Raw genomic sequence first — 12,783 nt, forward strand, 5'->3', positions numbered from 1 at the left:
TAATGCAAAATTATCAGTTTAGCTACCAAACAGAAACAAATGAAACCAAGGTTTTACACCATTAATCGGTCATTTGTTTTAAACAAACCAAACAATCCCCGCCAACACCAATCTGGTAGCGGGTTATTGGAAAAACGGGAAGTAGACGGATGTTGGACTATCAGGCCAAAAAAGATTTATTGCAGCATAAAATTATTTTGGTAACAGGCGCAGGCGATGGCATCGGCCGTACGGCGGCAACCACCTTCGCGGCATATGGTGCTACCGTCATTCTACTCGGACGGACACAACATAAGCTGGAGCTGGTGTATGATGACATTATGGCTCAAGGCAGCCCTGAACCGGTTATCATGCCGCTGGATCTTGCCACCGCAACGCCTGATGACTACCAACACCTAGCAGACCTGATTGCGGTTCAATTCGGCCAACTCGATGGTTTATTGCACAATGCCAGTCTGTTAGGAACACTAACTCCGCTGGAACAGCTTCCCATGACAACGTTAGAACAGCTGTTAAAGGTCAATGTGGTGGCCCAATTAGCACTGACCCAACCGCTACTGCCGCTGCTACGACGCGCTCCAGCGGCCTCCATTTTGTTTACCAGCAGTAGTGTCGGGCGCAAGGGGCGTGCTTATTGGGGCGCCTATGCTATCTCCAAATTTGCCACTGAAGGCATGATGCAGGTGCTGGCAGATGAATGTGATGGCAGCACGGTGCGCAGCAATAGCATCAATCCAGGTGCGACTCGCACGGCCATGCGCGCCAGCGCTTACCCGGCTGAAGATCCGCTGACACTTAAAACCGCTGAACAACTCATGCCGTTATATTTGTACCTTATGGGTGATGACAGTCGCCACGAAAATGGTCAGCAATTCAGCGCGCAGCCCAAGCCCTAAACACCCAATGATTTCACAAGAAACACAACAACAAGGCATCGATGATGAGTCAAGAATCAAGCTATCCCATCGGAACACCAGGTATTCCCTGGGGTGATAATGAAAAACAACAGTGGCGTCAATCCCAAGTTATCAAGCGTAGCTATCAGCAACAAGTGGTCGAGAAAATCAACGCACTTGGTGATCAATTTGAGCTACTACAATATGGTGCGCTCAGCTATGACCCCGCCCGTTATCCGTTGCTGGCACTGAAATCAAAGGATTGGGATGCAGCAAAACCCTGCGTATTGATCACCGGCGGTGTCCATGGCTACGAAACGTCGGGGGTTCAGGGGGCATTACTGTTTGCCCAAACGCAAGCTAAGCAGTACATCAACGACTTTAACTTACTTATCGCTCCTTGCGTCAGCCCCTGGGGCTATGAGGTGATCAACCGCTGGAATCCGCTGGCAATTGATCCTAACCGTTCCTTTTATGCTGATAGCCCTGCCGAGGAATCTGCCGCATTGATGGCATTGGTTGCTGCGCAGAACTGCGAATTTTTAGCGCATATCGATCTGCATGAAACCACTGACACCGATGAAAGCGAGTTTCGGCCAGCACTGTCTGCCAGAGATGGCAAAGATTATGAGCCCGGTGAAATTCCCGATGGTTTTTATGTGGTTGATGACAGCGCGCACCCTCAACCTGCATTTCAAAAAGCCATCATCGATGCAGTTGCGAAAGTGACACACATCGCCCCGGCGGATAAGGACGGCAATATCATTGGCTCAACAGTGGTGCAACCTGGGGTTATCGAATATGCCCTCAAAGCATTGGGCTTATGTGCCAGTGTCAGCGGTGCTCCCTACACCTGTACCACCGAAGTGTATCCAGACAGCCCTAAAGCCACGGCTGATATCTGCAATCAGGCACAAGTGGCTGCGGTTTGTGGCGCGCTCGATTTCCTGCGGTACAACCGTTAACCTTCTGCTTAATTCACGAAAAGGCCACTTGCACCGTGGCCTTTTGTGTTATTTTCAGACTATTGCTGGGTTGGTTTACCTTGGGTGGTTTTCTGTTTGCGCACCGCTCGGCGCACTTTAGCGCTACGCACTTTGGCCCGTGCCACACTGTGCTTATCCATACCCAGCATAGAGCGGGTTTCCGGTTCCAGTCCGGCAAGCTGCCGCAGATAATTCACCTGCTCCAACGGTAATTCCATCCAACCACCACGCGGCAAGGTTTTAGGCAATTCAATCATGCCGTAACGCACACGGATCAAACGACTGACCTGCACTTCTACCGCTTCCCACAAGCGCCGAACTTCGCGGTTACGGCCTTCATGTAATGCTACATGCCACCACTGGTTGATACCTTCACCACCGGCTGATTTGATTTGATCAAACTGTGCTGGGCCATCTTCCAGCATGACGCCAGTGCGTAGCTTTTGCACCACCAGATCGCTGACTTCACCAAAGGTGCGCACCGCATATTCACGCTCTACTTCGTTAGAGGGATGCATCAAGCGATTCGCCAGTTCACCATCAGAGGTAAACAGCAGCAACCCCGAGGTATTGATATCCAGACGCCCGACGGCAACCCAACGACTATCACGGGTACGTGGCAGTCGGTCAAACACGGTTGGACGCCCCTCGGGATCTTTGCGAGAGCAAATCTCGCCTTCAGGTTTGTGATAAGCCAGCACGCGACAGATCACTTCGTCGGCTGACTTGAGCGATACCTGGCGACCATCGATACGGACCTTGGCATCCGCTTCAATGCGGTCACCAAGACTAGCAATTTCGCCATCGACACTCACCCGGCCTGCAGCTATCCATGCCTCCATCTCACGACGGGAGCCATGGCCAGCACGGGCCAAGATTTTCTGCAATTTTTCACTCATTAATTGACTCTTCTATGGTTTCCGGCATGGTCTTCATTCCTGAAAACACTGCCGCTAATGATTCAGCATCGGTTAACGGCGGCAAATCCGCCAGCTTATCGAGGCCAAAATAGGCTAGGAACTCCGCAGTAGTGGCAAACAACGCAGGCCGTCCCGGCACCTCTTTGTGTCCCACTACGCGCACCCAGCCGCGATCCGTTAAATTCTTGATGATTTGGCTGCTGACAGCCACGCCCCGCACCGCTTCAATCTCGCCGCGGGTTACCGGTTGCTGATAAGCAATTACCGCGAGTGTTTCTAGCGTCGCCCGCGAATATTTAGGCGCTTGCTCCTGCCACAACGTCTGCAGTATCTCGCTTAGACTATCACGGGTTTGAAAGCGGTAGCCTCCTGCGACATTCACCAGTTGTACGCCGCGTTCTTGGTAATCCACAACCAGTTCATCCAGCACTGCCTTCAAGCGTGGCAATGACACAGTGAAATCCGCCAGCACCGTGTCTCGCAATGCTTTGACTGACACCGGTTTTGCCAACACAAACAGTGTGGCTTCAACCAATTGTTTCAGTTGCAAGTCATTGATTTGAGGCACTCAACTCTCCGTTCTGATTAAAATGCTTTCAGATAAATGGGTGCAAACGGTTCGCTTTGCACTAATTCCACCAGCAGCCCTTTGACCAATTCCATCAACGCCAGAAAACTCACTACTACCCCAGCACGTCCTTCGCTGATGGAAAACAGCTCGCTAAAAGAGGTGTATCGCTCACTGGAAAGCTGCGCCAAGATCTGACTCATGCGTTCCCGGGTTGATAACTGCTCTTTGCGTACCTGATGATCGCCATAGGCTTCCACCCGCTTTAGCACATCAGCAAAGGCTCTTGCCAATTCCAACAAGCTGACATCCGGTGGCACCAATGTCGGCCGAATTGCTGGCGAGGGCGCAGCCCCTGCCTGAAACACATCTCGCTGCAACCGTGGCAGTTGATCCAACTGCATGGCCGCATCCTTGATACTCTCATAAGCCTTCAACTGACGGATCAATTGCGCACGAGGATCTTCCTCTTCGTCCGTTTCCAGCTCCGGCTTTGGTAGCAATAACCGCGATTTAATCTCTGCCAGTGTTGCTGCCATCACCAGATAGTCGGCTGCCAGTTCCACTCTGGCGCCCTGCAGCATCTCAATATATTCCAAGTATTGTGCGGTTATCTGTGTTAGCGGCAGATCGACCACATCCAACTTCTGTTTACGGATCAGGTAAAGCAACAGATCCAGCGGCCCTTCGAAGGCTTCCAAAAACACCGCCAACGCTTCAGGGGGAATGAACAGATCGGACGGCAACTCCTGCAGCACTTCACCACGCACAATGGCAAGCGGTAAACTCTGCTGAACGCCTTCGGCCATCCGTTTCTCCTTGCTGCTACGCCATTTCCAGCAAACGCGCGATTATAACGACTAATATCGGTTAAAGAAACGCCGTTATGTCACCAGCGCCTTCACGGACAATTTCAATGCTGTCTTCTGACATATCAATCACTGTGGTGGGCTTTTCACCGAGATAACCACCAGCCACAATGGCATCAACTTGGTGTTCCAGTTCATCGCGGATCATTTCAGGATCCGATTCAGCCACATCATTTCCTGGAAGCACCAGTGTCGTAGACATCAATGGCTCGCCCAGCGCTTCCAACAACGCCGCCGCAATCACATTGTCTGGCACCCGAATGCCAATAGTGCGTTTTTTCTCATTCTGTAACCGCCGTGGCACCTCTTTAGTTGCCTTAAAAATAAACGTATAAGGGCCTGGGGTATTATTTTTCAGTAATCGAAATGCCTGATTATCCACTCGGGCATAGGTGGACAATTCAGACAGGTCACGACATACCAGAGTAAACTCGTGGTTGTCTCCTAACTGGCGGATGCGAGCAATGCGAGTCATTGCGTCTTTATTACCTATCGTGCAACCCAAGGCATAACCAGAGTCGGTGGGATAAACGATAACACCGCCATTTTTGAGGATATTCACCGCCTGATTGATCAAACGCGGTTGAGGATTGACCTCATGTACATAAAAAAACTGACTCATTACTCAACTGTCCATTGCTCTGTTTGCCAGACCCAATTCAACCCTTTGGGCCGACGTAAATTTTTACCGAGATCCAGCCAGCGTCCGGGGAAATGAAAATCGCTGCCCACCGAGGCCATCAAGCCATTGAGATTGGCTAACTGCGCTAATTGCACTAAGTCGTCAGGCGACTGTTGTCCCAACACCACTTCCATAGCTTCGCCACCGGCGTCTTTGAATTCTCGCACCAACTTCTTCAACCATTTGCCTTTCAGCTGATAACCACTGGGGTGTGCCAATACCGCGATACCACCCGCTGCGTGGATCGCCGCAATCGCTGTCTGCATATCGCCCCAGGTATTGGGTACATAGCCAGTCTTACCACGCGCCAGATAACGTTTAAATACCTTGCTAATATCGTCGACCACGCCAGTTTCAACCAAATAGCGAGCATAATGCCCACGGCTCAATGCTGCATCGCCAGCCAGCAGTTTGGCCCCTTGGTAAGCGCCTTCAATACCAGCTTTCTCCAGCCGTTGGCCAATTTCCTGCGCCCGCAATTCTCTTAGCTGACATTGTTGTGCCAAAAAAGCCAGCAGAGGTGGATGCTCACAGTCAAATGCCAAGCCAACGATATGGATATCATACGCGTGCCAACGAGTAGAGATCTCCACACCGGTCACCAGTTGCAGAGGCTGAGGCTGTTGCTGGTTAAACTGCTGAGCTGCGGCCAGCCCCGCAATGGTGTCGTGATCAGTAATCGCCAAGACATCAACGCCATTGTTGAGGGCTCTGGCGACCACTTCAGATGGTGCCAAAGCTCCGTCAGAGGCGCTGCTGTGACAGTGCAGATCAATACAGGTTTGTTCGGTAATCATCTGCTTATTGTACTTGAGTTTGCCCGGTAAAAGCGATTTATCTTATTAAGGCTCAAGATTATTTCGAAAAACTTGCGAATAATTCGTTGACTTTAGCAGCCGACTGCGGTTTTCTATAAGCCAATCACTGAACAGGAATCTTTCGTTATGTTTAACATCGCTTCTCTTAGCATCGTATGGTGGTGGCACTTCCCTTAAACGCGGGTGGTGTGAAGCGCTGTATCTAAACGAAAACAGTAAGATTCAACGAAGAAGCCCGCGAAATGCGGGCTTCTTGCGTTTCTGAAGCAAGAAGATCCGCAGCAGGTAAACGTTAGGCAACACAGGACCTATATATGAACAGACTTAAGCCAATCGCGACAGTCAATTACAACCATCACCCTTTGCCCTATCAAGACGACCCGCTACGACTGTATCAGCAACTGACCGACAACCGGCCGCACACCATGCTGCTGGAATCCGCCGAAATTGACAGTAAAGATCATCTTAAAAGCATCATTCTTACCCATGCAGCGCTGAGCGTCACCTGCATGGGGCAAACCGTCAGCTTTAACGCCCTTTCTGAAAATGGCGCCACGCTGTTACCCGCGATTGCCAGCTACTTCAAACCATTAGCGCAAGTGAGTGAAAGTAACCGATTATTAATCGTCAGCTTTACCAAGGTAACCGAAGCGTTGGACGAAGACGCTAGGCTTAAAGCCCTGTCACCGCTTGAAGGTCTGCGACTGTTGCAACAAGGCATAGCAATGGACGGCGGTAGTTGTTTTGAAGGCTTGTTCCTTGGCGGTGTACTAGGCTATGACCTGATTGCCACTGTTGAACCATTACAAGACGTCGCAAGTGGCAACAACCATTGCCCGGATTACCTGTTCTATTTGGCAGAAACGCTGATTATCGTTGATCACCAGCGCCAAAATGCTGAAGTGATCAGTCATGCGTTTACCGCAGACAGCCGAGTCAACAAACAGCTACAACAACGAGTTGCTGAGATCAGCGAACGCTGCCAACAGCAACAGGAAATTCCCCAGCTTAAAGGGGTGCATGCTGAGGTTGAGGCCAACATCAGCGATGCGCAATATGGTGCCCAAGTGGCGCAACTCAAAGAACATATTCGTGCTGGCGATATTTTCCAGGTAGTGCCATCTCGCTGCTTCAGTCTGCCCTGCCCCAATACGCTGGGCGCTTATCGGGCACTGCGGCTGACCAACCCCAGCCCCTACATGTTTTATCTACGTGCCGCCGATTTCACCCTGTTTGGCGCATCACCGGAAAGCGCCGTGAAATATGAAACCCATAGCAATCAAGTGGAAATGTATCCCATTGCTGGCACCCGCAAACGCGGCAAAGATATTGACGGTAATATTGATGCCGATCTGGATGGTCGAATCGAGCTGGAACTCAGGCTCGATAAAAAGGAGTTAGCCGAACACATCATGCTGGTTGATCTGGCGCGCAATGATATTGCTCGTATCAGCGAGAGTGGCAGCCGCAAAGTGGCCGATTTACTCAAAGTGGACCGTTATTCACATGTGATGCATCTGGTTAGCCGCGTCACTGGCCAATTACGCCAGGATCTGGACGCACTTCATGCCTATCAAGCCTGTATGAACATGGGGACGTTAGTAGGCGCACCCAAGGTACGCGCCGCGCAACTGGTTCGCGAAGTGGAACAAAAACGCCGTGGCAGCTATGGCGGAGCAGTGGGGTATATCAACGGTCTGGGTGATATGGATACCTGTATTGTTATCCGTTCAGCGTTTGTCAGTAATGACATCGCCTATATCCAGGCCGGCGCCGGTGTAGTGTATGACTCCGAGCCGTTGGCAGAAGCCGAAGAGACACGCCAGAAAGCGCAAGCCGTTATCAGCGCAATCAAAATGGGAGGCGCACTATGAAAATCTACCTGCTGGATAATTTTGATTCTTTTACCTACAACTTGGTAGATCAGTTCCGCAGCCTCGGCTTTGAAGTGGTCATCTACCGCAACGACATCAGCGCCGATTATCTGTCAGCACTTATGCTGGCAGAACCGGCGCCCACAGCATTGGTATTATCTCCTGGGCCAGGTGCCCCTGCCGAAGCTGGCTGTATGCTGTCGCTGATAGGCAAAGTCGCTGGCAAACTGCCGATTTTGGGCATCTGCCTTGGTCACCAAGCATTGGTCGAATACTACGGTGGCACCGTTGGCCGTGCGGGGCAGATAGTGCACGGTAAAGCCAGCCCAGTCAGCCACAATGGTCAAGGTATGTTTTCCGGCCTGCCATCGCCGTTGTCGGTTGCCCGTTACCACTCGTTAGTGGCAACCAAGGTGCCAGATTGTCTTGAGGTTATTGCCAGCTTTGAAGACATGCCAATGGCCATAGAGCATCGCGAACATGCATCGGTAGGTTTCCAATTCCATCCTGAATCTATTCTCAGCACCCAGGGCAGTACACTGTTGGTGCAAACCCTGCAGTATTTAACATCTGCCAGCAGGGAGACCACCAATGTCTGATATACAACCGTTAATGGAACAGCTTTACGCGGGTAAATCGCTGAGCCGTAGTCAGACTCAGGCATTGTTTACACCACTGATAGCGGGAGAACTCAGCGAAGCGGCTATATCGGCGCTATTGGTTGCGTTAAAGATTAAGGGGGAGACGGTCGATGAGATAAGCGGCGCTGCAGACGCACTGCTAGCCGCCGCTAAACCGTTTCCGGTTAGCGGCCACGGCGTTATCGACATTGTTGGCACAGGCGGTGATGGTTATAACACTATCAATATTTCCACCACTGCTTGCTTTGTTGCCGCAGCGGCGGGCGCCAAAGTCGCCAAACATGGTAACCGCGGCGTCTCCAGCAAATCTGGCGCGTCTGATCTATTGTCAGCGCTGGGAATAAAGCTCACTATGTCTCCGGCAACGGCCGCCCGCTGTCTAGAAGAACTGGGGATCTGCTTTCTATTTGCGCCCCATTATCATGGTGGTGTGCGTCATGCGGTACCGGTACGCCAAGCATTAAAAACCCGCACCCTGTTTAATGTACTGGGGCCGTTGATCAATCCTTCGCGCCCCGATTATATGTTGCTGGGAGTATACAGCCCGCAACTGGTCCGCCCGATTGCCGGAGTTCTACAGGCACTAGGGGTTAAACGGGCGATGGTGGTACACGGTGCGGGACTGGATGAAGTTGCGCTGCACGGCGAAACGCTTGTCGCTGAGCTCAAGCAGGGAGATATTGAAGAATACCGACTCATGCCCTCAGATTTTGGTGTGGCACCTGCCACCATCAAAGATCTGGAAGGTGGCTCACCTGCTGATAACGCCGCTATCACCCAAGCGGTGCTCAACGGTCAAGGCACTCTTGCCCAGCGCAATGCCGTTGCCGTGAATGCCGCCTGTGCCCTTTATCTTTGTGGTTTGGCGGATGATCTGCGCAGTGCCACCGCACTGGCGCTGCAAACACTCGATGCCGGCCGTGGTGCTGCGTTAGTCCAGCAACTGGCGGTGGGCAGTCAACTGGAGACGGCTAATGAGTAATGTGTTAACTCGGATTGTCGACAGCAAAAAAGACCATATTGCCAAACTGCAACAACGCTTTCCTGAAGCGAGCCTGCAGCCGCAGATTTCACACCGGAGTCTGTATCGGGCACTTAGCGGCCCCAAAGCCAGTTTTATTCTGGAATGCAAAAAGGCCAGCCCCTCAAAAGGCTTAATCCGTAACGATTTTGACCCGCAAGCCATCGCCACTGTGTATCGTCATTACGCCAGTGCTGTATCCGTGTTGACAGACGAGCAATTTTTCCAAGGGGATTTCGATTTTATCCCGCAGGTTCGCAGTCAGGTAGACCAGCCAATTCTGTGCAAAGATTTTTTTATTTCTCCCTATCAGGTGAAGCTCGCTGCGCATCAGGGGGCAGATGCCATTCTGCTAATGCTGTCGGTTTTAGATAACGTGCAGTACCGGCAATTGGCAGCAGAAGCGGCCAAATACAAATTGGATGTCCTCACTGAGGTCTCTAATGAAGAGGAATTGAATCGGGCGATCGCCCTGAATGCACCGCTGGTAGGGATCAATAACCGCAATCTGCGCGATTTAACCACGGACATCGCCACCACCGAAAGACTGGCACCGAAACTGCCGCCGGAAATGCTGGTCATCAGCGAATCCGGCATTTATACCCATGCCGATGTCAGACAGTTAGCACCGCTGGTGAATGGATTTCTGGTGGGCAGTTCACTGATGGCCGAGACAGATCTGGATCTGGCCTGCCGCAAATTGATTTTTGGTCATCACAAGATCTGTGGGCTCACCCGCAACAGCGATATTCACGCCGCTGCCGATGCGGGCGCTGTATACGGCGGACTGATTTTTGCACCGCAATCGTCTCGCAAAGTCAGTTTAGCGCAAGCACGTCAACTCGCCGAAAACAATCAGCAGCAAGCACAACGATTACAGTTAGTCGGTGTGTTTGTGGATGCCCCAGTTGCCGAAATCGCGGCTATTGCTGCCGAACTGCAGTTAAGCGCCGTGCAACTGCATGGCAACGAAGATGACACCACACTGGAAAAACTGCGGCAAGCACTTGATAACGCTGGGATGACGGCAACAGAGATCTGGAAAGCCATCGCCGTCAGTACTGAACAACAAACCGCCATTACCTCTTTGCCACAATTTGCTGACCGCATCCTTTATGACAGTAAAAGTGGTGCCAGCTTCGGCGGTACCGGCCAAGTTTTTGATTGGCAACAACCACTGCCCCGTAAGCACGAGGCAATGCTGGCGGGTGGCTTAAGGCCAGAGAATGCGGCCGCGGCTGCGATGCAAGGCTTTTACGGACTGGATTTTAACTCTGGGGTTGAAGTCGCACCGGGGATCAAAGACAGCGATAAAATTTACGACGTACTGGCTGCCGTCAGAGCGTAATCACCTGTTTGACTGCGGCTAAGCCGCTTCAAGGAAATAGCATGAGCGAAATGTTACTCAACCCTTATTTTGGGGAATATGGCGGTATGTATGTGCCGCAAATATTGATGCCAGCGCTTACACAGCTGGAGCGGGCATTTGTCGAAGCGCGGGAAGATAAAGCTTTTTTAGCGGAATTTCACGATCTGCTGAAGAACTATGCCGGGCGCCCAACAGCCCTAACGTTGACGCGCAATCTGTCACCCAACCCTAAGGTGAAAATCTACCTAAAGCGTGAAGATCTGCTGCATGGCGGTGCCCATAAGACCAATCAGGTGCTTGGACAGGCGTTGCTGGCCAAACGTATGGGTAAAAATGAGATCATCGCTGAAACCGGTGCCGGACAACATGGTGTAGCGACCGCCCTCGCCTGTGCATTGCTAGGGCTCAAATGCCGTATTTATATGGGTGCCAAAGACGTCGAACGTCAAAGTCCTAATGTGTTCCGCATGCGCTTAATGGGCGCCGAAGTGATCCCGGTACACGCAGGCTCATCCACACTGAAAGACGCCTGTAACGAAGCCATGCGTGATTGGTCAGGCAGTTATGAACGAGCCCATTACCTGTTGGGAACCGCCGCCGGACCGCATCCATTCCCGACCATTGTCAGAGAGTTCCAAAAAATGATCGGCGAAGAAACCAAACGCCAAATGCTGGAAAGAGAAGGCCGGTTGCCAGATGCAGTAATCGCCTGTGTAGGGGGCGGTTCCAACGCTATCGGTATGTTTGCTGATTTTATCGATGAGCCATCCGTTAAACTGATAGGCGTGGAACCTGCAGGCAAAGGCATCGAAACCCATATGCATGGGGCCCCGCTGCGCCACGGTAAGACTGGGATTTTCTTCGGCATGAAATCACCGATAATGCAAGATAAAGAGGGGCAGATTGAAGAATCCTATTCCATCTCTGCTGGTCTCGATTTCCCATCCGTGGGCCCTCAACACGCCTATCTTTATGCTTCTGGCCGCGCCAATTATGAATCGGCTACCGATGAAGAAGCACTGGAAGCGTTCCAGCTGTTAGCGCGTCATGAAGGTATTATTCCGGCGCTGGAGTCAGCACATGCAGTCGCTTACGCGCTGCGTTATGCCCGCGAATGCAGCGATGACACCATCTTGGTGGTGAATCTTTCCGGTCGTGGCGACAAAGATATCTTTACCGTTTCAGACATACTGGCCGCCCGCGAAGCCAGCCAGGAGGATTAAAATGAGCGAACGTTATCAACACTGTTTTGCCCGGCTCGCGAAAGAAAAACGCGGCGCCTTTGTGCCTTTCGTTACCCTGGGAGATCCTAATCCTGAACTGTCGCTGGCAATTGTCGATACCCTAATTGCCAACGGTGCCGATTGTCTGGAACTAGGCTTTCCATTTTCAGATCCCCTAGCCGATGGCCCGGTGATCCAAGGCGCAAACCTGCGCGCACTCCACAGTGGCACCACTCCTAGTCGCTGTTTTGAAATGATCAGCAAAATCCGCGCTAAGCACCCAAACACGCCCATTGGTCTGTTGCTTTATGCCAATCTGGTGTATGCCAATGGTGTACTGAATTTTTATCAGCGCGCCAAAGCAGCTGGGGTCGATTCAGTATTGGTTGCCGATGTGCCCGTTGAAGAATCTGTCCCCTTTGTTACGGCGGCCAAAAGCGTTGGCATAGCACCGATTTTTATCGCACCACCGAATGCCGATGCCGATACGCTGGCAAAAGTTGCGAACAGCGGGGAAGGATACACTTATCTGGTATCACGGGCAGGGGTTACCGGGGCTGACAACGCCGCAGGTATGCCGGTCCATGAGATTCTGGATATGTTGAAACAATTTAACGCACCACCACCATTACTGGGCTTTGGTATCGCTGAACCCCAACAGATCACCGCGGCTATTGAAGCCGGAGCCGCTGGCGCGATCTCTGGTTCAGCAGTAGTCAAGATTATTGCGGCCAACCTAGATAACCCTAAAGTGATGCTGGAAAAACTGGGGACATTTGTTAAAGCGATGAAAGCTGCCGCCTAAAAAGCCAGCGTTAAATAACAATAGCAAAAGGCAGGAATGAACCTGCCTTTATATTTGCCATAAGCACCCACCTTTTATGCACAAAATACCATAAAAAAATTGTGGGTTAAT

General features: G+C 51.6%; 13 protein-coding genes. 8 read left to right on the forward strand and 5 right to left on the reverse strand.

What is annotated here, in order from left to right; translation table 11 throughout:
- Positions 1–149: 149 nt before the first annotated feature.
- Together IE064_RS01730 and IE064_RS01735 are read left to right on the forward strand one after the other, a co-directional pair.
- Positions 150–896 (forward strand): YciK family oxidoreductase, encoded by a 747-nt coding sequence (locus IE064_RS01730; RefSeq protein ID WP_189615835.1) that lies wholly within the window; start codon positions 150–152, stop codon positions 894–896.
- A gap of 44 nt (positions 897–940) precedes the next feature.
- Entirely contained in the window at positions 941–1,861 is a 921-nt protein-coding gene (locus IE064_RS01735) for a M14 family metallopeptidase (protein WP_189615837.1), read from the forward strand.
- 59 nt (positions 1,862–1,920) lie between these two features.
- Here IE064_RS01735 and rluB read toward each other — a convergent pair whose 3' ends face one another.
- The 5 genes from rluB to rnm all read right to left on the reverse strand — a co-directional run bounded on the left by rluB (position 1,921) and on the right by rnm (position 5,718).
- Complete coding sequence (gene rluB, locus IE064_RS01740) at positions 1,921–2,781, reverse strand: 23S rRNA pseudouridine(2605) synthase RluB (RefSeq protein WP_189615839.1); 861 nt, start codon at positions 2,779–2,781, stop codon at positions 1,921–1,923.
- Complete coding sequence (scpB, locus tag IE064_RS01745; protein ID WP_189615841.1) at positions 2,774–3,370, reverse strand: SMC-Scp complex subunit ScpB; 597 nt, start codon at positions 3,368–3,370, stop codon at positions 2,774–2,776. The genes rluB and scpB overlap by 8 nt, the downstream gene beginning before the upstream one ends.
- A gap of 17 nt (positions 3,371–3,387) precedes the next feature.
- Complete coding sequence (locus tag IE064_RS01750) at positions 3,388–4,179, reverse strand: segregation and condensation protein A (protein ID WP_189615843.1); 792 nt, start codon at positions 4,177–4,179, stop codon at positions 3,388–3,390.
- Between the two features lie 61 nt (positions 4,180–4,240).
- On the reverse strand, positions 4,241–4,861 hold the full coding sequence (locus IE064_RS01755; protein ID WP_133037695.1) for an L-threonylcarbamoyladenylate synthase: 621 nt from the start codon (positions 4,859–4,861) through the stop codon (positions 4,241–4,243).
- A complete protein-coding gene (gene rnm / locus IE064_RS01760; RefSeq protein ID WP_189615845.1) occupies positions 4,861–5,718 on the reverse strand; it encodes an RNase RNM in 858 nt (285 codons plus the stop codon). Before rnm ends, IE064_RS01755 begins: the two co-directional genes overlap by 1 nt.
- A gap of 335 nt (positions 5,719–6,053) precedes the next feature.
- On the opposite strand from rnm, the gene IE064_RS01765 reads away from it, so the two are divergent.
- The 6 genes from IE064_RS01765 to trpA are packed head-to-tail and all read left to right on the forward strand — an operon-like array spanning position 6,054 to position 12,672.
- Complete coding sequence (locus tag IE064_RS01765) at positions 6,054–7,613, forward strand: anthranilate synthase component 1 (RefSeq protein ID WP_189615847.1); 1,560 nt, start codon at positions 6,054–6,056, stop codon at positions 7,611–7,613.
- Complete coding sequence (locus IE064_RS01770) at positions 7,610–8,212, forward strand: aminodeoxychorismate/anthranilate synthase component II (RefSeq protein ID WP_189615849.1); 603 nt, start codon at positions 7,610–7,612, stop codon at positions 8,210–8,212. The genes IE064_RS01765 and IE064_RS01770 overlap by 4 nt, the downstream gene beginning before the upstream one ends.
- Positions 8,205–9,236, forward strand: a complete 1,032-nt coding sequence (trpD, locus tag IE064_RS01775; RefSeq protein ID WP_189615852.1) for an anthranilate phosphoribosyltransferase — start codon at positions 8,205–8,207, stop codon at positions 9,234–9,236. Before IE064_RS01770 ends, trpD begins: the two co-directional genes overlap by 8 nt.
- Positions 9,229–10,623 (forward strand): bifunctional indole-3-glycerol-phosphate synthase TrpC/phosphoribosylanthranilate isomerase TrpF, encoded by a 1,395-nt coding sequence (gene trpCF, locus IE064_RS01780; protein WP_189615853.1) that lies wholly within the window; start codon positions 9,229–9,231, stop codon positions 10,621–10,623. Before trpD ends, trpCF begins: the two co-directional genes overlap by 8 nt.
- 41 nt (positions 10,624–10,664) lie before the next feature.
- The gene (trpB, locus tag IE064_RS01785) at positions 10,665–11,867 is read left to right on the forward strand and encodes a tryptophan synthase subunit beta (RefSeq protein ID WP_189615855.1); all 1,203 of its coding nucleotides are present in this window, start codon (positions 10,665–10,667) and stop codon (positions 11,865–11,867) included.
- Between the two features lies 1 nt (position 11,868).
- Positions 11,869–12,672 (forward strand): tryptophan synthase subunit alpha, encoded by an 804-nt coding sequence (gene trpA, locus IE064_RS01790; protein ID WP_189615857.1) that lies wholly within the window; start codon positions 11,869–11,871, stop codon positions 12,670–12,672.
- Positions 12,673–12,783 lie beyond the last annotated feature (111 nt).

The organism is Shewanella fodinae, assembly GCF_014651955.1.
GTDB classification, from domain to species: Bacteria; Pseudomonadota; Gammaproteobacteria; order Enterobacterales; family Shewanellaceae; genus Shewanella; species Shewanella fodinae.